General features: G+C 59.6%; 21 protein-coding genes and 1 riboswitch. Of the genes, 14 read left to right on the top strand and 7 right to left on the bottom strand.

Features of this window, described 5'->3' with window-relative positions:
* The first annotated feature begins 73 nt into the window (after nucleotides 1-73).
* Genes acsA through AN401_RS10165 form a run of 5 tightly spaced genes read left to right on the top strand, consistent with a single transcriptional unit; the run spans nucleotide 74 to nucleotide 5,231 of the window.
* Nucleotides 74-1,858, top strand: coding sequence for an acetate--CoA ligase (gene acsA / locus AN401_RS10185; RefSeq protein WP_096779263.1), 1,785 nt, complete (start codon nucleotides 74-76; stop codon nucleotides 1,856-1,858).
* A complete protein-coding gene (pdhA, locus tag AN401_RS10180; RefSeq protein ID WP_094038103.1) occupies nucleotides 1,836-2,834 on the top strand; it encodes a pyruvate dehydrogenase (acetyl-transferring) E1 component subunit alpha in 999 nt (332 codons plus the stop codon). Before acsA ends, pdhA begins: the two co-directional genes overlap by 23 nt.
* Nucleotides 2,831-3,814, top strand: coding sequence for an alpha-ketoacid dehydrogenase subunit beta (locus tag AN401_RS10175; protein ID WP_198401713.1), 984 nt, complete (start codon nucleotides 2,831-2,833; stop codon nucleotides 3,812-3,814). The genes pdhA and AN401_RS10175 overlap by 4 nt, the downstream gene beginning before the upstream one ends.
* On the top strand, nucleotides 3,811-4,950 hold the full coding sequence (locus AN401_RS10170; RefSeq protein WP_094038104.1) for a dihydrolipoamide acetyltransferase family protein: 1,140 nt from the start codon (nucleotides 3,811-3,813) through the stop codon (nucleotides 4,948-4,950). The genes AN401_RS10175 and AN401_RS10170 overlap by 4 nt, the downstream gene beginning before the upstream one ends.
* Entirely contained in the window at nucleotides 4,947-5,231 is a 285-nt protein-coding gene (locus AN401_RS10165) for an acyl carrier protein (protein ID WP_096779262.1), read from the top strand. Before AN401_RS10170 ends, AN401_RS10165 begins: the two co-directional genes overlap by 4 nt.
* Before the next feature lie 25 nt (nucleotides 5,232-5,256).
* Here the strand turns inward: AN401_RS10165 and ribA are convergent, their stop codons facing one another.
* Entirely contained in the window at nucleotides 5,257-5,856 is a 600-nt protein-coding gene (gene ribA / locus AN401_RS10160) for a GTP cyclohydrolase II (RefSeq protein ID WP_094038106.1), read from the bottom strand.
* Between the two features lie 193 nt (nucleotides 5,857-6,049).
* Here ribA and cmk point away from each other — a divergent pair, with 193 nt between their 5' ends.
* The 7 genes from cmk (at nucleotide 6,050) to AN401_RS10125 (ending at nucleotide 11,530) form a co-directional block, all read left to right on the top strand.
* Nucleotides 6,050-6,730, top strand: a complete 681-nt coding sequence (gene cmk, locus AN401_RS10155) for a (d)CMP kinase (protein WP_094038107.1) — start codon at nucleotides 6,050-6,052, stop codon at nucleotides 6,728-6,730.
* A 109-nt stretch (nucleotides 6,731-6,839) separates the two neighbouring features.
* On the top strand, nucleotides 6,840-8,513 hold the full coding sequence (gene rpsA / locus AN401_RS10150; RefSeq protein ID WP_094038108.1) for a 30S ribosomal protein S1: 1,674 nt from the start codon (nucleotides 6,840-6,842) through the stop codon (nucleotides 8,511-8,513).
* Between the two features lie 63 nt (nucleotides 8,514-8,576).
* Complete coding sequence (gene ihfB / locus AN401_RS10145; RefSeq protein WP_303396171.1) at nucleotides 8,577-8,861, top strand: integration host factor subunit beta; 285 nt, start codon at nucleotides 8,577-8,579, stop codon at nucleotides 8,859-8,861.
* Nucleotides 8,862-8,969: 108 nt separating this feature from the next.
* Nucleotides 8,970-9,257 (top strand): LapA family protein, encoded by a 288-nt coding sequence (locus AN401_RS10140; protein WP_096779261.1) that lies wholly within the window; start codon nucleotides 8,970-8,972, stop codon nucleotides 9,255-9,257.
* 8 nt (nucleotides 9,258-9,265) lie between these two features.
* A complete protein-coding gene (gene lapB, locus AN401_RS10135) occupies nucleotides 9,266-10,435 on the top strand; it encodes a lipopolysaccharide assembly protein LapB (RefSeq protein WP_094038111.1) in 1,170 nt (389 codons plus the stop codon).
* Nucleotides 10,436-10,563: 128 nt separating this feature from the next.
* Entirely contained in the window at nucleotides 10,564-11,268 is a 705-nt protein-coding gene (gene pyrF / locus AN401_RS10130; RefSeq protein ID WP_176441971.1) for an orotidine-5'-phosphate decarboxylase, read from the top strand.
* 40 nt (nucleotides 11,269-11,308) lie between these two features.
* Entirely contained in the window at nucleotides 11,309-11,530 is a 222-nt protein-coding gene (locus tag AN401_RS10125) for a DUF3820 family protein (protein WP_094038113.1), read from the top strand.
* Between the two features lie 430 nt (nucleotides 11,531-11,960).
* Here the strand turns inward: AN401_RS10125 and AN401_RS10120 are convergent, their stop codons facing one another.
* Nucleotides 11,961-12,371, bottom strand: a complete 411-nt coding sequence (locus AN401_RS10120) for an H-NS family histone-like protein (RefSeq protein ID WP_094038114.1) — start codon at nucleotides 12,369-12,371, stop codon at nucleotides 11,961-11,963.
* A 391-nt stretch (nucleotides 12,372-12,762) separates the two neighbouring features.
* Nucleotides 12,763-12,934: riboswitch (Lysine riboswitch) on the top strand.
* Nucleotides 12,935-13,006: 72 nt separating this feature from the next.
* Here AN401_RS10120 and AN401_RS10115 point away from each other — a divergent pair.
* The gene (locus tag AN401_RS10115; protein WP_157772230.1) at nucleotides 13,007-14,587 is read left to right on the top strand and encodes a Na+/H+ antiporter NhaC family protein; all 1,581 of its coding nucleotides are present in this window, start codon (nucleotides 13,007-13,009) and stop codon (nucleotides 14,585-14,587) included.
* On the top strand, nucleotides 14,568-15,149 hold the full coding sequence (locus tag AN401_RS10110) for a thymidine kinase (RefSeq protein WP_096779259.1): 582 nt from the start codon (nucleotides 14,568-14,570) through the stop codon (nucleotides 15,147-15,149). The genes AN401_RS10115 and AN401_RS10110 overlap by 20 nt, the downstream gene beginning before the upstream one ends.
* 9 nt (nucleotides 15,150-15,158) lie before the next feature.
* Here AN401_RS10110 and AN401_RS10105 read toward each other — a convergent pair whose 3' ends face one another.
* The 5 genes from AN401_RS10105 to AN401_RS10085 form a co-directional block, all read right to left on the bottom strand.
* Nucleotides 15,159-16,385 (bottom strand): EAL and HDOD domain-containing protein, encoded by a 1,227-nt coding sequence (locus AN401_RS10105; protein ID WP_096779258.1) that lies wholly within the window; start codon nucleotides 16,383-16,385, stop codon nucleotides 15,159-15,161.
* A gap of 120 nt (nucleotides 16,386-16,505) precedes the next feature.
* Nucleotides 16,506-17,780 carry an outer membrane protein transport protein gene (locus AN401_RS10100; RefSeq protein WP_096779257.1) on the bottom strand — a complete coding sequence of 425 codons (1,275 nt, stop codon included), beginning with the start codon at nucleotides 17,778-17,780 and terminating at the stop codon, nucleotides 16,506-16,508.
* Between the two features lie 170 nt (nucleotides 17,781-17,950).
* Nucleotides 17,951-19,414, bottom strand: a complete 1,464-nt coding sequence (putP, locus tag AN401_RS10095; RefSeq protein WP_096779256.1) for a sodium/proline symporter PutP — start codon at nucleotides 19,412-19,414, stop codon at nucleotides 17,951-17,953.
* Nucleotides 19,415-19,735: 321 nt separating this feature from the next.
* Nucleotides 19,736-20,464 carry a DUF3379 family protein gene (locus tag AN401_RS10090; RefSeq protein WP_096779255.1) on the bottom strand — a complete coding sequence of 243 codons (729 nt, stop codon included), beginning with the start codon at nucleotides 20,462-20,464 and terminating at the stop codon, nucleotides 19,736-19,738.
* Nucleotides 20,457-21,029 (bottom strand): sigma-70 family RNA polymerase sigma factor, encoded by a 573-nt coding sequence (locus AN401_RS10085; RefSeq protein WP_198401712.1) that lies wholly within the window; start codon nucleotides 21,027-21,029, stop codon nucleotides 20,457-20,459. Before AN401_RS10085 ends, AN401_RS10090 begins: the two co-directional genes overlap by 8 nt.
* Nucleotides 21,030-21,242 lie beyond the last annotated feature (213 nt).

Genomic DNA, 21,242 nt, shown 5'->3' with positions numbered 1-21,242 from the left:
GAGCGTCAAAGGGCGGCATCATTCGGTCACCCGCTCTGCCACCCGTAAAGCCACCGGCAAGCAGGAGGCTCGCATGGGCTTTGAAATCATCACCAAGACACCGGAGCCGTCCGGCGTCAGACCCAATCTGCCGGACTACCGGCAAGGCTGTCGTCAGTTTCACTGGCAGCAGGCCCAAGCCAGGATCAAGGGCCATGAGGGGGGCATCAACATCGCCTTTGAGGCGCTGGATCGCCATGTGCTGGAGGGGCAGGGCGAGCAGACGTCGCTTGTCTGGCTGAGCAAACAGGGGGAGCGGCGCACCTTCAGTTACCGTGAATTGCAGGGGCTCAGCAACCGCTTTGCCAGCCTGCTGGCCAGCCTGGGAGTCGTCAAGGGAGAAACCGTGTTCAGCCTGTGCGGGCGCACGCCCCAGCTGTATGCCGCCTTGCTGGGCAGCCTGAAAGCCGGCGCCGTGTTTTGCCCGCTGTTTTCCGCCTTTGGCCCCGAGCCCATTCGTTCCCGTATGGAGATTGGCAATGCCAGGGTATTGATCAGCAGCGCCCGTCTCTACCTGAAAAAAGTCGCGCCCTGGCGCAGCGAGCTGCCCCAGCTTGGGCAGGTGTTGCTCTACGACTGCCACGGCGACTGCCCCGCCGGCTGCCTGGATCTGGACTCCGCTCTGGCGGGGGCCGCCGACACCTTTCACATCTGCCCGACGCAGCCTGAAGACCCGGCCCTGCTGCATTTTACCAGCGGCACCACCGGCCTGCCCAAGGGCGCTCTGCATGTGCATGAGGCGGTGGTGCATCACAGTTATTCCGCCTGGTGCGCGCTGGATCTGCATCCCGGCGACATTTACTGGTGCACGGCGGATCCGGGCTGGGTTACCGGCACCAGTTATGGCGTGATTGCCCCCTTGTGCAACCGGGTCACCCTGGTCGTGGACGAGGCGGAGTTCGATCCCGAGCGCTGGTACCGGATCCTGGCCGACGAAAAGGTCAATGTCTGGTATACGGCACCCACCGCCATTCGCATGCTGATGAAAGCCGGTGACGAGCTGGTGGCCCGTTATGATCTGGGGGCGCTGCGTTTTCTGGCCAGCGTCGGCGAGCCGCTCAATCCCGAGGCGGTGGTCTGGGGGAAGCGGCTATTTGGCATGCCCTTTCACGACAACTGGTGGCAGACCGAAACCGGCGGCATCATGCTGGCCAATTTTGCATCCGAGCCGGTGAAGCCGGGCTCCATGGGACAGCCGCTGCCGGGCATCACGGCGGGCATAGTCCGGGTGGATGACCAGGGGCGGCTCACCGAGCTGAGCACTCCCGGCCAGGTGGGCGAGCTGGCGCTGAGGCCGGGCTGGCCGTCCATGTTCAGGGGCTATCTGCATGATGAGCAACGTTACCGCAACTGCTTCAGGGACAACTGGTATCTGAGCGGCGATCTGGCCTGGCGGGATGAGGACGGCTACTACTGGTTTGTGGGGCGCAGCAAGGAGCTGATCAAGTCCTCCGGCCATCTGATCGGCCCCTTTGAGGTGGAAAGCGTGCTACTCGAGCACCCGGCAGTGGCGGAAGCCGGGGTCATTGGTATTCCCGATGTGGTCGCCGGGGAAGTGGTGAAGGCCTTTGTGGCGCTCAAACCCGGTTATGAGGCCGGTGAGGACTTGCTGAAAAGTCTGATGGCTCATGCCAGAAAGCGCCTGGGCCCGGCGGTGGCGCCCCGGGAGATCGCCATCAAGGACAATCTGCCCAAGACCCGCAGCGGCAAGATCATGCGCCGCCTGCTGCGGGCCCGCGAGCTGGGCTTGCCACCGGGCGATATTTCCACCCTGGAAAGCGATGAGGGCAATGGTCATGAACACTCACCCCGAAGCTGACGGCAGCGGGCCGGACAGCCGTCACTTGCTGCAGTTGCTGCAGGCGATGTTGCGCATTCGCCGTTTTGAAGAGCGCTGCGCCGAGCTGTATATGGAAGAAAAAATCCGCGGTTTTCTGCATCTTTATATTGGTGAAGAAGCAGTGGCGGTGGGCGTGATGCAGGCGCTGACGGCGGAAGATGCGGTGATCGCTACCTACCGGGAGCACGGCCATGCGCTGGCCCGGGGGCTGGACATGAAAGCGGTGATGGCGGAGATGTTCGGCAAAGTCGGGGGCAGCAGCCGGGGGCGGGGCGGCTCCATGCATATTTTCGACAAGAACAAACGTTTCTATGGTGGCAATGCCATTGTCGCCGGCGCCCTGCCGATGGCGGTGGGACTGGCATTGGCCGACAAGCTGCAGAACCGCCGCCGGGTAACCTGCTGCTTCTTCGGTGAAGGGGCGGCGGCGGAAGGCGAATTTCACGAAAGCCTCAATTTGGCCCAGCTGTGGCAACTGCCGGTGCTGTTCGTGTGTGAGAACAACCGCTACGCCATGGGCACGGCCCTGGCCATCTCCGAGTCGGAGCAGCACATTTACAGAAAGGCCGCCAGCTATGGCCTGGACGCCCGCGAGGTGGACGGCATGCAGGTGGCGGCGGTGGAAGCGGCAGCCAGGGAGTCTTGTGACGCCATTCGTCAGGGGGGCGGGCCCCGCTTTCTGGAATGCCTGACCTACCGTTTTCGCGGTCACTCCATGTTTGATACCCAGCTTTACCGTACCCCGGATGAAGTGGAGCAATGGCAGCAAAAGGGCCCCATTGTGCAGCTCAGGAAACTTCTTGAGCAGCGCGGTGAGCTGGATGACGCCCGGTGGCAGCAACTGGAGCAGGCGGTCAGATTGGAGTTGAATGAGGCTGTTTCCTTTGCCGAGCAGTCGGTGTTTGAGCCCGAGTCGGAGCTGTGCCGCGGCGTCTATCAGGAGCCGGAAGCATGAATATGCCAGACATCAGCTACCGTGAGGCGGTGCGGGAAGCCATACGGGAAGCCATTCGGCAGGATCCCCGGGTATTCCTGATGGGCGAGGACGTGGGCCATTATGGCGGCTGCTATGCGGTAACCAAGGGGCTGCTGCAGGAATTTGGCGAGCAGCGGGTGCGGGATACGCCCTTGTCCGAGTCCGGGTTTGTCGGGGCCGGGATAGGCGCGGCGCTGGGGGGCATGCGGCCCATTGTGGAGGTGATGACGGTCAATTTCAGCCTGTTGGCGCTGGATCAGATCGTCAACAATGCCGCCACCCTGCGCCACATGTCCGGTGGCCAGCTGGGGGTGCCGCTGGTGATCCGCATGGCCTGCGGCGCCGGCCGGCAGCTGGCGGCCCAGCATTCCCACAGTCTGGAAAACTGGTATGCCCACGTGCCCGGCCTCAAGGTGCTGGCGCCGGCCACCCTGGCCGATGCCCGTTATATGCTGGCGATGGCCCTGGCGGATCCCGATCCTGTGCTGCTGTTTGAGCATGTGCTGCTCTACAACATGACGGGGCCGGCCCCCACGGCGGAGCAGTGCCCCGACATGCACCGGGCGCTGGTGCGCCGGCAAGGGACGGATCTCAGCCTGGTCAGCTACGGTGGCTCCATGCCCAAGGTACTGGACGCCGCCGAGTTGTTGCAAAGCCGGGACATCAGCGCCGAGGTGATCGATCTGCGCTGCCTGCGTCCACTGGATCTCGACACCCTGTTTGCCTCGGTCAACAAGACCCGGCGCCTGCTGGTAGTGGACGAAGGCTGGCGCACCGGCAGCCTGGCCGGCGAGATTTGCGCCCAGGTGGCGGAGCATTGCTTCTGGTCGCTGGATGCACCGCCCCAGCGGGTGTGCAGCAGAGAGGTACCGATCCCTTATCCCCGGCATCTGGAGCTGGCGGCCACCCCCCAGGTCGAGGGCATAGTGGCTGCCGCCATCAGGGTGGTGGGAAAATGATCAAAACCATCAGCATGCCATCCTTCGGATCCGACATGGCCAAGGGCACGGTGGCGGAATGGCGGGTGAAACCCGGGGATGCGGTTCACCGGGGCGATGTGATCGCCACCATCGACACCATGAAGGGACTGATTGATCTGGAAGTCTTTGACGAAGGCGTAGTTGAGGCACTACTGGCACCGATAGGTGAGCCGTTGCAGGTGGGTGAGCCCATCGCTCGCTTGCGCCTGAGTGGTGATGCCGAACAGGAGGAAACGGTCAGAGAACCCCGGGTACCGAATATGCCTGAGCCGGAACCGACCAGGCCGGCGGCTGCCGGGAGATCCGTTCGCATTTCGCCGGCGGCCCGCCAGCGGGCCGGCCAGCTGGGCATCGACTGGCGTGGTCTGGGACCCGGCAGTGGACCCGATGGCGCCCTGGTGCTGGCGGATATCGAGGCGTTGGCGTCATCGTCAAAGCCGCAGGAAGCGGAGCCGCGGATGCGCCAGGCCATTGCCGATGTGGTGAGTCGCTCCAAGCGGGAGATCCCCCATTACTATCTGGAGCAGGATATTGCCCTGGCGCGGGCCCAGGCCTGGTGCACGGCCTTTAATCATGGCAAGCCCGCCGAACAACTGGTGCTGGCCAATGCCCTTGTCTACTGTGCCCTGGCTCGAGCACTGGCCGAGTTTCCCCGCTTCAACGGTTTTTACCGGGACGGTCACTATTACAGCGAACCCCGGGTGCACCTGGGTAACGTCATCCACCTGCGCCGGGGCGGGCTGGTGGTGCCGGCCATCCATGACGCGCACCTACTGGGAGCGGCACAAATGATGGCGGCCCTTCGGGATCAGGTGATCCGGGCCCGGGAAGGGGGGCTGCGCAGCGCTGAACTGCAGGAGGCGACGGTGACCGTGTCCAGTTTGGGGGAACGGGGAGTGGATCGCATTCAGGGGGTGATCTTTCCGCCGCAAGTGGCCCTGCTGGGTATTGGTCGGGTGCGTCTGGCTCCCTGGGTACAGCAGCAGAACATAGTGCCCATGCTCCAGGCCAGCTTCAGCCTGGCCGCCGACCACAGGGTGAGTGACGGTCACGAGGGCGCCCGTTTGCTTAACCGGATAGACAACTTATTGCAACAGCCGGAGCAACTGGAATGAAAGACAAGCAAGCGCTGACCGAACTGGTCTGTCGCCACATTCGGGACATAGCACCGGATGCCGATACCGCACAGCTGGATCCGGGAGAAGACATGAGAGACGCACTCGATCTGGACTCGATGGATTTTCTGCGGCTGGTTGAGGCGCTGGGTCGGGAGCTGGAGATACATATTCCGGAAGCCGACTTTGCCAGCATCACTCAGCTGTCGCAGATGGTGGATTACCTGAGCCGGCACACCGGCGAATCCGAGCAAGAAGATACCGGCCAGGGGCCGGTATGACTCAGGGGGCGGGGGAGAGGAACCTTCAGTCCTGCTCTTTCAGCATATGGCCCAGCTTGCCGGCCTTGGTGTCCAGATAATGCTCGTTGAAGGGGTTGCGGCCTTCCTGCAACGGCACCCGCTCCACCACTTCGATGCCGAAATTTTCCATCGCCTTGACCTTGCGCGGGTTATTGGTCATCAGCCTGAGCTGTTTGACGCCCAGGCTGCGCAGCATGTCGGCACAGATGGTGTAGTCGCGCATGTCGGCGGCAAACCCCAGCTCGACGTTGGCTTCTACCGTGTCCTTGCCCTGATCCTGCAGGTGGTAGGCGTGGATCTTGTTGAGCAGGCCGATGCCGCGGCCTTCCTGACGCACATAGAGCAGCACGCCCCGGCCTTCCTTGGCGATTTTTTCCATGGCCGCCTGCAGTTGGAAGCCACAGTCACAGCGCAGGCTGAACAGGGCATCGCCGGTCAGGCATTCGGAATGGATGCGGCCCAGTACCGGCTGGCCGTCGGCCACGTCGCCCATCACCAGGGCGGCATGATCCTTGCCTGTGCCTTTTTCTTCGAACCCGACCAGGGTAAAGGTGCCCCAGGGTGTCGGCAGTTTTGAGTTTGCCATCCGGGTAACACTGCTCATGGCGTTCCTCTTCGTGTCTCATGCATCAAAAAATAGCGGCCATTGTAAAGCGGATGGGCCTGCAGGTATAGGCGCAATATGCAATGACGAAAGGTTAATCAATTGTAAATTATGCCTTTGTTCGCCAACTCGGGTATAATGCCGGCCGCGCGGCACCCGAGGTGCCCAGATACATGATTGAGTGGAGGATGCAATGTCTGAACTAGCTCCCGTCATCACCGTCGATGGCCCGGGCGGAGCCGGCAAGGGAACGCTTTGTCAGTTGCTGGCCGAAAAACTGGAATGGCATTTGCTGGACTCCGGCGCCATCTACCGCGTGCTGGCGCTGGCGGCACTGCATCACAATGTGGCGCTGGATGATGAAACCGGTCTTATGCCCCTGGCGGCCCATCTGGATGTGCAGTTTCCGGTGGTGGACGGGCAGATCAAAACCATCCTGGAAGGGGAGGACGTGTCCCGTTCCATCCGCACCGAGCAGGTGGGCGAAGCGGCGAGCAAGGTCGCCGCCTTTCCCCGGGTGCGCGAGGCCCTGTTGCGACGCCAGCGGGCCTTCCGGGCCAAACCCGGGCTGATTGCCGACGGGCGGGACATGGGCACGGTGGTGTTCCCCGATGCCCAGGTCAAGATCTTCCTCGACGCCAGTGCCGAGGAAAGGGCGCAGAGGCGGCTTAAACAGTTGCAAGATAAGGGGTTTGATGTTAGCTTTGACCGCCTTTTAAGCGAAATTCAGGCGCGTGACGACCGGGACCGAAACCGGAGCGTGGCGCCCCTCAAAGCCGCCGATGACGCCCTGGTTATCGACTCGACCCACCTGTCCATCGCCGAGGTGCTGGACAAAGTATTGAGTCATACTAAGGTTATTCTTGGTCGCTGAAGCGATTTGGCAATGCCCGCCTCAAGGACAGAGACGGGAGAATGTTAATCACCCCACCGGTGCCGGATTGCCCCGTGGATGTTCAACCTTAACAGTGTATTCATTAAACATGACTGAATCTTTTGCTCAACTCTTTGAAGAGTCTCTGAAAGAACTCGAAACCCGTCCCGGTTCCATCGTCAAGGGCACCGTTGTTGCCATCGAGAACGGCATCGTTCTGGTTGACGCCGGCCTGAAATCCGAATCCGCCATTCCCGCCGAGCAGTTCAAGAACGCCCAGGGCGAGCTGGAAATCAGCGTTGGCGACAGCGTCGATGTCGCGCTGGACGCGGTAGAAGACGGTTTCGGCGAGACTCTGCTTTCCCGTGAAAAAGCCAAGCGCCACGAAGCCTGGCTGCAACTGGAAAAAGCCTACGAAGATCAGGAAACCGTTGTTGGTATCATCAACGGCAAGGTCAAAGGCGGCTTCACCGTAGAAGTGAACAGCATCCGTGCCTTCCTGCCCGGTTCTCTGGTTGACGTGCGTCCGGTACGTGACACCCTGCATCTGGAAGGCAAAGAGCTTGAGTTCAAAGTCATCAAGCTGGACCAGAAGCGCAACAACGTGGTGGTTTCCCGCCGCGCCGTGATCGAAACCGAGAACAGCGTTGAGCGCGAGCAGCTGCTCGAAAACCTGCAGGAAGGCCAGGAAGTCAAGGGTATCGTCAAGAACCTGACCGACTACGGCGCCTTCGTGGACCTGGGCGGCGTAGACGGCCTGCTGCACATCACCGACATGGCCTGGAAGCGCGTCAAGCATCCTTCCGAGATCGTGAACGTGGGCGACGAGATCAACGTCAAGGTGCTGAAGTTCGACCGCGAGCGTACCCGTGTGTCTCTGGGTCTGAAGCAACTGGGCGCCGATCCCTGGGTGGATATCGCCAACCGCTATCCGGAAGGCACCCGCCTGTCCGGCCGCGTGACCAACCTGACCGACTACGGCTGCTTCGTTGAGATCGAAGAAGGCGTTGAAGGCCTGGTACACGTGTCCGAAATGGACTGGACCAACAAGAACATCCACCCGTCCAAGGTGGTTTCCGTTGGCGACAACGTAGACGTGATGGTGCTGGACATCGACGAAGAGCGTCGTCGTATCTCCCTGGGCCTGAAACAGTGCAAGTCCAACCCCTGGCAGCTGTTCGCGGAAACCCACAACAAGGGCGACCGTGTTTCCGGCAAGATCAAGTCCATCACCGACTTCGGTATCTTCATCGGCCTGGACGGCGGCATCGATGGCCTGGTTCACCTGTCCGACATCTCCTGGAACGCCAACGGTGAAGAAGCCGTTCGTGAGTTCAAGAAGGGCGACGAAATCGACGCCGTGGTGCTGCAGGTCGATCCGGAGCGTGAGCGCATCAGCCTGGGCGTGAAGCAAATCGACGAGGATCCTTTCAATAAGTACCTGTCTGACAACAAGAAAGGTGCTATCGTTAAGGGTACCATCACCGCCGTTGACGCCAAGGGCGCCGTGGTTGAGCTGGAAGAAGGCGTGGAAGGTTACATCCGCGTTGCCGACATCTCCCGCGACCGCATCGAAGACGCCTCCACCGTACTGAGCGTGGGTGAAGAAGTCGAAGCGCGTTTCATGGGCGTTGACCGCAAAAACCGTACCGTCAGCCTGTCTATCCGTGCGAAAGACGAAGCTGAAGAGAAAGCCGTTATGGACAACCTGAACCAGCAACAGCAAGAAGAAGTTGGTTTGAGTGCCATGGCCGAAGCTTTCAAGGCGGCGAAAGGCGAATAAGCCTGTCCGAATTCAAAAGGGGGCCTTCGCGCCCCCTTTTTATTTGGTGTTCAGGAGACATACATCATGACCAAATCCGATCTGATTGAGCGTTTGGCCGAGCAATACGGTCATCTTTCCGCCAAGGAAGTGGAAAACGCCATCAAGGAAATCCTCGAGCAAATGGCCTCGACCCTGCAAACCGGCGATCGCATCGAAATTCGCGGTTTCGGCAGTTTCTCATTGCACTATCGTGCCCCCCGCCAGGGCCGCAACCCCAAGACCGGTGAAAAAGTGGAATTGACCGGCAAGTACGTTCCTCATTTCAAACCGGGAAAAGAGCTGCGGGAGCGGGTGAACCCGTCCTGAGCCATACCGGTGCCGTCCGATATCACTTTTCATGCGTGCCCGGCTGGCGGGATCAGCGCTTTTCCGGGATAATGCCAACACTCAAAATCAGGAAGTTGAGAGGATAAGGTGAAAATCATTATTGGTCTGGTATTCCTGGCTATCTTGTTCGCGGTAGGGCTGACCCTGGGGTCGCAAAACGATCAACTGGTGCAGGTCAATTATTTGCTGGCCCAGGGAGAATACCGTCTTTCCACATTACTGGCCGTGGTCTTCGTGGCCGGTTTTCTTATCGGCTGGCTGGTATTCGGCCTGGTGATGCTGCGCCTCAAGATGAACAACAGCGGGCTGCGCAAGAAAGTCGAGCGTCAACACAAGGAATTGGAAGAGCTCAGGGCCTTGCCCGTTAAGGATTGACGAGCCCCATGCTGGAATTGCTGTTTCTGCTGCTTCCGGTGGCTGCCGCCTATGGCTGGTATATGGGGCGCAGGGGAGTCCGGCAGGATGCTCAACAACAATCCAATCACTTCTCCCGGCAATACGTTGCCGGGTTGAATTTTCTGCTTTCCGACGAGCCCGACAAGGCGGTCGATCTCTTTATTCAACTGTTGCAGGTCGACAGTGAAACCATAGAAACCCACCTGGCACTCGGTAATCTGTTCCGCTCCCGGGGGGAAGTTGACCGGGCCATTCGCATCCATCAGAACCTGATCGCCCGACCCAACCTGTTGACCGAACAGCGCCACCTGGCCATGCTGGAATTGGCCCGGGACTTTCTGGCGGCAGGCCTGCTGGATCGGGCCGAGCATATCCTGGTTGAGCTGAAAGACGATCCGGATTACGAAGAAGCGGCCTTGGGCCAGCTGATGCAGATCTATCAGCAGTTGCGGGAGTGGGAAAAGGCCATTGCCGTTGCCGAACGGTTGAAGAAGCGCCAGGGCATCAAGGCGATGACCCCCATGGGGCATTTCTACTGTGAACTGGCCGAGCAGCAGTGGCGGCAACAGGATGCCAAGACGGCGATCACGCTGTTCAAGAAGGCCCTCAAGGCGGATGCCGGTTGTGTCAGGGCCAATATCCGCCTGGCGGATATTCATATGGCGGGGGCAGAGTGGGCACAGGCCATCCAGTGCCTGAGCCGGGTCACCGAGCAGGATGCGGACTTTATTTCCGAGGTACTGCCGGCGCTGCAGCGCTGTTACCGGGAGCTCGGCAGGGAGGAGGAGTTCATCCGCCAGCTGGAGCAATGGGTGGCCAAGGACAGCGGCACCAGCGCGGTGCTGATGCTGGCCGACAAGATCGGTGAAACCCAGGGAACCCTTAGCGCCGAACAGATGGTGCTGCGCCAGTTGCAACGTCATCCGACCATGAAAGGCTTCCATCGGCTGATGTCCTATCATGCGGCCAATGCCGAGCAGGGCAGGGCGCGGGAAAGCCTGGAAATGCTCAAGTCGCTGGTGGCCGAACAGATCAAGGCCAAGCCCAGCCATCGCTGTGGCCAATGCGGCTTCTCTTCCCAATCTTTATTCTGGCAATGTCCCTCCTGCAAGCAGTGGGGCAGCATCAAGCCGGTGCGGGGACTTGATGGCGAATAAAGGGTGAGGCGTGAGGGGTGAGGCGTGAGGGGTGAGGCGTGAGGCGTGACGAGTAAAGAACGTCTTACTGCTCAGCCCCCACTCCTTACGACCCGTGATAAAAAAGGTAACCCATGCAAGATTCAAACATTCATGATCCCAAGATCCTGATAGCGCTCGACTTCGCCGATCGGCAGGAGGCACTGGCGCTGGTGGCCAGGCTGGATCCGGCCAGTTGCCGGCTGAAAGTGGGCAAGGAGATGTTCACCCTGTTCGGGCCGGAATTTGTCCGCTCCCTGGTGGACGCCGGCTTCGATGTCTTCCTCGATCTGAAATTCCACGATATTCCCAATACCGTGGCCAAGGCGGTGGCGGCGGCGGCCGAGCTCGGGGTGTGGATGGTCAACGTCCATGCCAGCGGTGGCCCGCGCATGATGCAGGCGGCCAAGGCGGCCCTGCAGCCTTACGGGGACAAGGCGCCGCTGCTTATCGCCGTCACCGTGCTGACCAGCATGACGGGGGAAGAATTGCACCAGGTGGGGGTACTGCGCTCTCCCGCCGAGCAGGTACTGACCCTGGCCCGCCTGACCCGGGATGCGGGCCTGGACGGCGTGGTCTGTTCGGCCCAGGAGGCCAGCTTGCTGAAGGCCGAGCTGGGGCCGGACTTCAAACTGGTGACGCCAGGCATTCGCCCGGCGGGAAGCGAGGCGGGTGATCAGCGCCGGATCATGACCCCGGAGCAGGCCCTGGCTGCCGGCAGCGATTATCTGGTCATCGGCCGCCCCATTACCCAGGCCGATGATCCTGCCGCTGTGCTGGCACAAATCAACCGCGGCCTGGCCGCTGCCGGCTGACGGAAAGATGCCGCTCTTGTCGTGTATCGGGATATAAAGTATGGGGTTCTCAGCGGCCGAGCTGCGGCTTATCATCAATAAACCCATGCCCTTCGGCAAATACCATGGCCGGCCGCTGTTGCGGCTGCCCATGGCTTATCTGTGCTGGCTGGAACGGCGTGGCTGGCCGGATGACCGGCTCGGGGCGGAGCTGGCACTGGTTTACGAACTCAAGCTGAACGGACTGGACGCGGGGCTTTACCCCTTGCTGGAGCAGGCCTGATAAAGGCAGGATGCCGGCACCAGCAGACGTTGGAATATCAGGATCTGCGCCGTTCGCCTTTGCGCCACGTGAACGGGCGCCTACAGATCCGGCGATGCCGCTGTAGGTGCCGCTTTAGCCGGTACGCACAGGCAAGCTGGTGGGAAAAAATGGTGCAACGTTTCGAGGCTTGATGCTGTTCGCCCATTTCCGCCACGTGAACGGGCGCCTACAGATCCGGCGATGCCGCTGTAGGTGCCGCTTTAGCCGGCACGCACAGGCACGCTGGTGGGAAAAAATGGTGCAACGTTTCGAGGCTTGATGCTGTTCGCCCATTTGCGCCACGTAAACGGGCGCCTACAGATCCGGCGATGCCGCCGTAGATATCTGCTTGTTAATTATTCAAGGCGAGGATGAAAACAGGGCCCGGAGGCCCTGTTTTTGAATCGCATTACTTGATCAGAAAGTCTTCCAGTTTTTTCTCGCCACTCTCAATGGCTTTCTGGATGGCGGCGGGCTTGCGTCCCTGACCGGTCCAGGTTCTGTATTCGCCGTTATCGTCCTCGTATTGATATTTGGCGGGACGTTTGCTGCGAGTGCCGCTGACCGCTTTTTTGCTCGGCTCGGCCATCTCGATGAGATCGTTAATATCGATGCCATCGGCCTCCAGCTTGCTGACAAACTCTTTCAGTTTACGCTCACGCTCTTCATTGGCGGCGCGCTCGGCGGCTTTGGCTTCACGCTGTTCTTCTACAATAGAAGTCAGTTTGGCCAAGCCTTCTTCCAGTTGTTCCAGAGTCAGATCGCGGGTAGCAGCACGCAGGCTGCGAATGTTGAGCAGTGTCTTCAAAAATTCGGTCATTGGGTTCACCTGTGGTGTTCTATCGATGCTGTAATAAATTAAATTTACAACTTCATTTTAAATGAAGCAAGTTAATTAATACAGACTTTAACAGGCGCATTCTTTTCAATTCCTGTCTCGTCATATATTGACGGATATGGCTTTGCAATTTGCAAAAATCAATCGCTAATCAAGAATGTGATTAAAGGGCTGCTTCATTATTCGGCAATGGCAATAGCGGTCGCGGGACAATCGCCTGAGCCAGAACTTAACAAAAACCTGTGAACCGAGCTGCATTTTTTCATAAAACAGCATGGCACAGATATGCTATGCGTGCCAAGGTAGCGAAAGATCTCATTATTTTGGTTTAATATATTGATCTTTTGCTTTTTATCAGTAAAATCCTCCGGCTTGCCTGCGTAGAGGCGCGTCTATTATCAGTAAACCAGCTCAGGGTGATGCCGTTTATCCTGGTTGAAAGGAATAGATGCCGAAGCCACGCCATTTATCCGATGGTCTGGTTGGGATCAGTGCCGAAAGGGCTGATACTGTCATGAATGTTTTCATGATGCGCTACTGCTGGGAAAGAGGGGACGGCCTTGACATCGGTTCCTGCTCCTGGTGGTGATGTTGACAACTCAGATTCAGGTGTCCTCGTGGAATCACATCTTTTTGTTCAGACGTTCTGGTCGCTACTGCCTCCCTTGCTGGCCATCATTCTGGCCATTTTTACCCGGCGGGTACTGCTTTCCCTTGGGGTCGGCATTGTCCTGGGGGTGTTGCTGTTGCAGCAATTCAATCCTCTCGATGCACTGGTTCATTTGAGCCGCAATGTAGCGGCACTGCTTTGGTCCGACAATGCCGTGAACGAATGGAATGTAAATATCCTGCTGTTCTTGCTGTTGCTGGGCTGCATGATCAGCATGCTCAGCCATACCGGCGCGACGCTGGCGTTTGCACACTGGGCTCAGGAGCGGATTAAAAGCCGCCGTCAGGCGAAGATCATGACGGGTCTGCTGGTGTTCATCTTTTTTATCGATGACTATTTCCATAGTCTTTCAGTGGGCACCATTTGCCGGCCCGTCACCGATCGTTTTCGTATTTCCCGGGCCAAACTCGCCTATTTGCTGGACTCCACCGCCGCCCCGGTGTGCGTATTGATGCCGGTCTCTTCCTGGGGGGCCTATATCATTGCCCTGGTCGGCGGCATACTGGCGAGCTATGGCCTGACCGGACAGAGCGCCCTGGGCGCCTTCCTCGTCATGGGGGCGATGAATTTCTACGCCGTCTTTACCCTGCTGATGGTCTTGCTGGTAATCCGTGGCGGCTGGGATCTGGGGGCCATGGCCCATCATGAACGGCAGGCGCTGGACGGCGTCCTGTTCGACCAGGCGAAAGGCACACCGCCCGGGGTGGCCGACAGTGCCGACAGTCCCGGCCGGGTCGTCGATCTGCTGCTGGCAATCGGCACCCTTACCCTGGTGACCGTGGTTTCCCTGCTGGCCACCGGGGCGGCGGCGCTGGCGGATAATAACCTGTCCTTCACCGTGCTGGCCGCCCTCGAAAACACCAATGTGGGTCGCTCCCTGGTACTGGGCGGTGTTGCCGGCGTGCTGGTCTGTGCGGTTGCCATGATCCGGCACGGGGCTGCCCTGGCGGTCTGGGGGCATGTTCTGAAGCTCGGGCTGAAAGGAATGCTGCCGGCCATTTATATCCTGTTGTTTGCCTGGACCATCGCCGGCCTTATCGCCGAGCTGGAAACCGGCAAGTACCTGGCTTCCCTGGTGCAACAGAACATTCCTCTGTTCGTGTTGCCGGCCATACTCTTTCTGCTGGCCGGGGTGATGGCCTTTGCCACCGGCACCAGCTGGGGTACCTTCGGGGTCATGTTGCCCATTGCGGCCGACATGACCATGGCCATCGATGCCCAGCTGCTGTTGCCGGGCATGTCGGCGGTGATGGCGGGAGCCGTGTTTGGCGATCATTGCTCGCCGATATCGGATACCACCATATTGTCTTCCACCGGGGCCTCCTGCCACCATATCGACCATGTGGTCACCCAGTTGCCCTATGCGCTTTCCATCGCCCTGGTCAGCGTGGCCGGCTATCTGGCCCTGGGCTACACCGCCTCGTTGCCGATGGGCTTCCTGGCGGCGGCCATCGCCTTTATGCTGGTACTGGCAGGCTGGGCCCTGAAACAAAGGAACTTACAAGGCAATGGCCTCTCTCCACTATAAATACGCGGCCATGAACTCGGGCAAGTCCACCCAGTTGATACAGGCGCACTTCAATTACCGGGAAAGGGGGCTCAGCCCCTACGCCATGACGCCGCGGCTGGATGACCGGGCCGGGGTGGGGGTGATCGAAGCCCGGGTCGGGTTGCGCCTGGAGGTGGATACCTTCAGCCGCGACTGTGATCTGTTCAGGCTACTCAAGGCCCGTCGTGGCCGGCACCGGGTTGACGTTCTTATTCTCGACGAGGCCCAGTTTCTGACCCGGGCCCAGGTCTACCAGCTGGCCCGTATCGTGGACGAGCTGGATATACCGGTGATGGCCTATGGCCTGAAGACCGATTTCCGGGGCGAGCTGTTTGAAGGGGCGCACTACCTGCTTTGCCTGGCCGACAAGCTGGAAGAACTGAAGACCATTTGCTGGTGTGGCAACAAGGCCCATATGAACGCCCGTCTGGACCAGGATGGCCAGCTGGTGCGTGAAGGGGATCAGATAGAGATTGGCGGCAACGAGCGCTATGTGGCCCTGTGTCGCCGCCATTACCTGCAGGGCAGGGCCAAGGGCTGAGAAGCGAAGTCAGGCCAGCCGGTGACCCTGGCCGAGCCGATTGCTCCATTGCACCGCCTGTTCGTAACACTGGCTGCTGGCCGCTTCACTCAGGCGGATAAAGGCGAGGCGCTGCTGCAGTTGCGGCCAGTTCGCCTGCTCATGATCGTGGATCAGGCCCATGAAAAAGCCCAGTTCACCCTTGCTTTCCAGCAAGGCGTGGGAGATGGCTTCCGATACCGACAGTTGCGGCAAGATTTCGGCCATGGGGCGTTCCAGCAATACGTCCAGCAGGGAAAAGAGGCCACAGATAAAGGCATCGTCCTTGAGGGCAGGGTGCACTTTGTCGGCCAGCAGTTCGCACCATTTGGCCCTGATGATGGAAAGCCGGTACAGCTCGATGTTCTTGTTTTTGCTGATGTAGGCGGTCATGACCAGGGCGGTAAAGCGTTTCAGCTGCTGGTGACCCAAATACACGATGGCGCTGCGCAGATTTTCGATATTCTGGTGCCGGTAGCCCATGTGCAGGTTGTTCACATAGCGCAGCAGGTTATAGGACAGTGACAGATCCCGGCTGAACAGTTCGGTCAGCCTGTTATAGTCGATCTCTTCCTCGTTGACGGCGGACAGCAACTCGAAGGCGGTCAGTTCGTCGGTGGTGAGGATGCGCCGGCGGATCACCTGGGGCTGCTGGAAGTAATAGCCCTGGAAAAATTCGAAGCCGACTTCGGCGGCGGCGGCGAACTCTTCCCGGGTTTCGACCTTTTCGGCGATAAAGCGCAGTTGCGGATAACAGCGGCATGCCCGGATAAAACGGGCACAGTCGGTCAGGGGCGTCTGGCGCAGGTCCAGCTTGATAAAGTCCATAAAAGGCAGGAAGGCATCCCACTCGCTGCCCGGCAGGTGATCGTCCAACGCCAGTTTAAACCCCTGTTGTTTAAGCCCTTTGACACATTCCAGCAGGGCCTGATCCGGGGTGGCGTCTTCCAGTATTTCAATAACCAGCCGGTGGGGGTGGAAGCCGTCGGCCAGACCTTCGCGCAGCAGGCTGTCGGGAAAGTTGACAAAACAGAGGGTATCGCCAACCAGATCCTCGATTTTCTGGCTCAGGAATTGCTCCGCCATCAGCCGGCGGGTAGCCTGTTCGGCGCCGATATTGGGAAAACGGTTCTCAAGGCCAAGGCGAAACAACAGCTCGTACCCCAGGGGATTGCCCTGCTTGTCGAGGATGGCTTGTCTGGCTACAAAACAGTTCATAGGGCCCCGGCGCGTCAAAAACAGGTTGTGGAATATACAGGATAATCATCGGGTTGACAAAGACTGCGCCGACAAAAAAGCGCCCTCGGGGGGCGCTTTCAGGCAGGACTCGACAAGGGATCAGAAGCGGTAGTTCATCTGCAGGCCGAGCAGGTAGGCATCGCCGCCGGAACGAAATTCATAGGGGGCGGGTAAGGCATGGCTTTCTTCTCTTACATCAACCTTTTTACCGTGGAGGAAGGCAAAGGCGGCATCGAAACTCAGATTCTGGCTATAGGCATAGGTGGCGCCCAGGGTATACCAGGTACGATCCACATCCGGAATGGAGATGGAGCGGAACTCTTCGGGCACCGGCGACTTGTCGTAGGCGATACCGCCGCGCAGTGTCCATTGATCGTTCAGATAGTGGGTGGCGCCGGCGCTGATACGCCAGCTGTTTTTGAACTGCTCGGGTTTTTCCAGGCAGACACCACCGGTACATTGGTTGCTGGTGGCTTTCAACTCATCGAAGTGACGCCATTCGGTCCACATCAGGCCATAATGAACGGCCCAATTGGGAGATAGCTTATTGAAACCGGAAAGCTCCGCAATAGAGGGGAGGGTCAGATCAAGTTTTCCCGGCACCGTCTGAAAGCCGGAGTTGCTGCCACTATACTGGCCATCGAAGGTTAGATCGACTTTGGAGCGGTAGGTCAGAGCCCAGCGGTTATTTTCATCGGCTTCAAGTAACAGACCGATATTCCAGCCATAACCCCAGTCGTCACCCGTTAAACGAGACACTTCCGTTGTAGCAGAAGGAATCGCTGGATTTGCACTCAAGATACCGGCGTGTCTGATCAATTCAGCATCGGCATAAACAGCGTTGAAGCCAGCACCCAGTGACAGGTGATTATTGACCCTGAATGCGATGCTAGGATTGAGGTTAAGAGTTTTCAGAGAAGTTTTGCCCGCAACTTCACCGGCAAAATGGTCATTGGCATAGCTGGTGGACAAACCATAGTTGGTAAAGGCGCCAAAACCGGCCACCCACTGCTCATTGATGGGATGCACATAGTAGAAGAAAGGCACCACCGCATCATCGGCGATATCCTTGGCATCGGTAGGAAGGCCCATCGCCTTGCCTTGCTGGGCAAAAGCACCTTTCCCCTCCACATCCACTTCCGGGTTGATATAAACGGCACCGGTGGACAGGGCGGGGCGTTCGAACAGGGTCATGGCGGCGGGGTTGCGGCCCAGCACAGCGGCGTTGTCGGCCACGGCGCCCTCTCCGGAGTAGGCGCGACCGAGACCCGTTGTATTCTGCTCGGCCAACTGGAAAGCGGCGGAATGGGCCTGCCCTGCTGCCACGGCGATGGCGGCGGCGAGCACGGACAGTTTCAACGTCTTATGGCTCATAGAAGACTCTCTTCTCGTTGTTATGTGAATCGGGCGCGACAGCTTTTAGCGCAACTGGTATGAGGTGTGAACTCTTACCAGACGGGAGAATAAAAAAATGTAACCTAAAAGTAAAACGCTTGTTTATAAAAAAAGGGCCCTCAGGCCCTTTTTGTGAGAGGAATCAAAGCTTAAAGATCGGATTCCATCCGTCTGAACCCCAGTACCACGGCCTTGGACGGCTCCTTGTCCATGCGGCTGACCAGGATGGCGGCCAGGCCGCAGGCCAGGAAGCCGGGCACGATTTCGTACAGATCGAACAGGCCGCCGCTCAGTTGCTTCCAGCCGATCACGGTCAGCGCTCCCAGTATGATGCCGGCCAGGGCCCCGTTACGGGTGAGGCGGGGCCAGAACACCGAGAGGATGATCACCGGGCCGAAGGCGGCGCCGAAGCCGGCCCAGGCATAGCTGACCAGGCCCAGCACCGTGGTCTGCGGATCCAGGGCGATCAGCATGGCGCATACCGCCACCCCCAGCACCGCAAAACGGCCCACCCAGACCAGTTCGTTGTCGCCGGCCCGTGGACGCAGCCAGCGCTTGTAGAAGTCTTCGGTAATGGCGGAGGAGCACACCAGCAACTGGGAGTCGATGGTGCTCATGATGGCGGACATGATGGCGGCGATCAGCAGTCCGGCCACCCAGGGGTTGAACACCGCGTTGGCCAGGGCCAGGAACACGGTCTCGGGGTTGTCCAGCGGGGTGCCGCTGAAGTAGACGGCTCCGGCCAGGCCCACGCCGAGGGCGCCGAGCAGCGACAGTATCATCCAGCTCATGGCGATACGGCGGGACAGGGGGACCGAGTTCGGCGAGTCGATGGCCATAAAGCGGGCCAGGATATGGGGCTGGCCGAAATAACCCAGCCCCCAGGCCAGCAGGCTGAGCCCGCTCAGCAGCGAGAAGTCGTGGAAAATATCGAGCTTGGTGCTGTCCATGCCTTCCAGGGTGGCCAGGGTCTGATCCATGCCACCGAGTTCGTTCATCACCACCCAGGGCAGCACGATCAGCGCCAGCAGCATCAGTATGCCCTGGAAGAAGTCGGTCCAGGACACGGCCAGGAAGCCGCCCATAAAGGTATAGGCGACGATGACGCCGCCGCCGACGATAAGGGCGGTGAGGTAGGGCAGACCGAATACCTTCTCGAACAGGATGGCGCCACCCACCAGGCCGGAGGCGGTGTAGAAAATGAAGAACACCAGTATGGTCAGGGCCGAGATCACCCGGAGCAGGCCGCTGTGGTCGGCCAGGCGGTTTTCCAGGAAGTCGGGCAGGGTGAGGGAGTCGTTGGCCTGCTCGGTATACACCCGCAGCCGCTTGGCCACGAACAGCCAGTTGAGCCAGGCGCCGATCACCAGGCCGATGCCGATCCAGGCCTGGTTGATGCCGTACAGGTAAACCGCGCCGGGCAGGCCGAGCAGCAGCCAGCCGCTCATGTCCGAGGCACCGACACTCAGGGCCGCTACCCCGGGGCCGAGGCGGCGGCCGCCGAGAATGTAATCGCTCAGCGAACTGGTGGCCTTATAGGCCACCAGGCCGATCAGCATGGTCAGCAGCAGATAGCCGACAAAGGTAATCAGAATGGGGAGTTCTATGGTCATAGCGCATTCCTGTTGTTCCGAACAGCGTTTTCGCTTCCGTGTGGGCGAGGGTGCCGAATGTTACACCATTAGGCGATTGAACTCCCAGCAATAGGTGTCGTTTTTGAGACGCGATCCGGGGCCGCCACCGGCGTTCCAGCCGGCGGGCAGGCGGCGCCAAGGCGACAGGATGGATGCCGTTGATGAATTTGCGCCACGTAAACGGGCGCCTACGATTGCAGGCGGCCTTGCAGGTGCCGCTGTAGACGCCGCTGCAGGTGCCGCTGCAGGTGCTGCTGTAGGTGCCGCTTTAGGCACGAACCGGCACGCACCGGCAACAGGTCAAAGCGCTCTTTCCAGCGATGCCCGGACCCTTTCGGCCACCGAATGCACGTTCTCCTGCCTGTCGCTGACCACCACCAGGCGGTTGTAGGTCATGGGGATCACCTCGCCGTGGAGGTTGGCGTCGGAAAACTCGGCAACGATCTGCAAGGCGCGCTCCATGGGCACCAGGAAGACGTGCACGCGTTCAAACTCCCCCTGGATCACCAGGTGGGCCGCCGGACCACCGCCGAACATGCAGTGATTGGCGTAGTAGATCTTGCCGACGGCGGCGATGTCCTTCAGCCTGGCGCCGTAGGGGCGCAGCTTGGCGTTGACCGTGGCCAGGGTCAGCTCTTCGTCGACATAGCGGGTAAAGGGCATTTCCATCTGCACGTGGTGCATCGCCACCTTGGCCACCGAGGGCGGCAGATTGCCGGACTCCGCCGATAACTGCATGAACCGGGTGGAAAAACCCAGGGCGAAGGCGATGGAGGCGGCCACCGCCAGGTGGCGCCAGCCCAGCCCTTCCTTTTGGTCGGGCTGGCGCAGCAGATGGGACAGCATCAGTTTATCGGGCAGGGCCGGAGGCACGGGTTCGCTCAGTGCCCGCTCCAGCTTGCGGTTGAACTCTTTCAATTCTTCCATGAACTGCCGGTTGCCGGCGTTGGCGGTAGATGCGGATACAAACTCCGGGCTCTTGTCACAGGGATCGGCATAAGCCCGACGGCGAAATTCCAGATCATCCATTGCAGCGGCCTCGTGTGCTCTTGTCCTGCTCCAGGGCCTCTTTCAGCTGGTTGCGGGCGCGAAAGAGGCGGGTCATTACGGTGTTCTTGTTCAAGTCCAGTATCTCGGCTATTTCCTCGCCGCTGAAGCCGCCGATGACCTGCAGCAGCAGCGGTTCCCGGTATTCCACTGCCAGCTCGGCGATATGCCGGCGCAGCCATTCGTTTTCCATGTCCTGCTCCGGCCCCAGGCTTTGCTTGTCGGCCACGGGCACCGTTTCCAGATCGACCAGATCGAACTGCTTGCGTTCGAACCGGCGGGCGTTTTCCCGCCGCAGTATGGTAATAAGCCAGGCCTTGGCGGCTTTTTCATCCTTCAGACTGTCGAGCGCCTTCCAGGCGCGCAGAAAGGTTTCCTGCACCAAGTCTTCCGCCACCTGCCGATCGTGGCATAGCCAGTAAGCATAGCGGAACAGATCGCCATGCAAGGCATACACCAGCGCCTCGTAACGCTTTTGTTTTATCTTCATGCTGTTAGAGACCGCATCCGGCTTTGTCTTCTTTCGCCTGAATATGGAAATCATCATTCACCGTGGGCTAGGGGTGGCTTCTATCAGTCTACTCACTCTTGCAGGGGGATGCGACAGTAGCCGGTGCTTTAGCCGCCGGGAATACTCGCGCCGGAGACGCAGGCACCCCACCGGTTGCCGGTTTGCGCCACGTAAACGGGCTGGCCGGCCTCAGGAAAAATTTCAATCACCTGTTTAAAACTTGTAGGGCCATTGTTAATATGGCCGCGA

Source organism: Zobellella denitrificans, from assembly GCF_002407485.1.
Classification (GTDB): domain Bacteria; phylum Pseudomonadota; class Gammaproteobacteria; order Enterobacterales; family Aeromonadaceae; genus Oceanimonas; species Oceanimonas denitrificans.
This window is presented reverse-complemented; position numbering and strand designations above follow the sequence as displayed.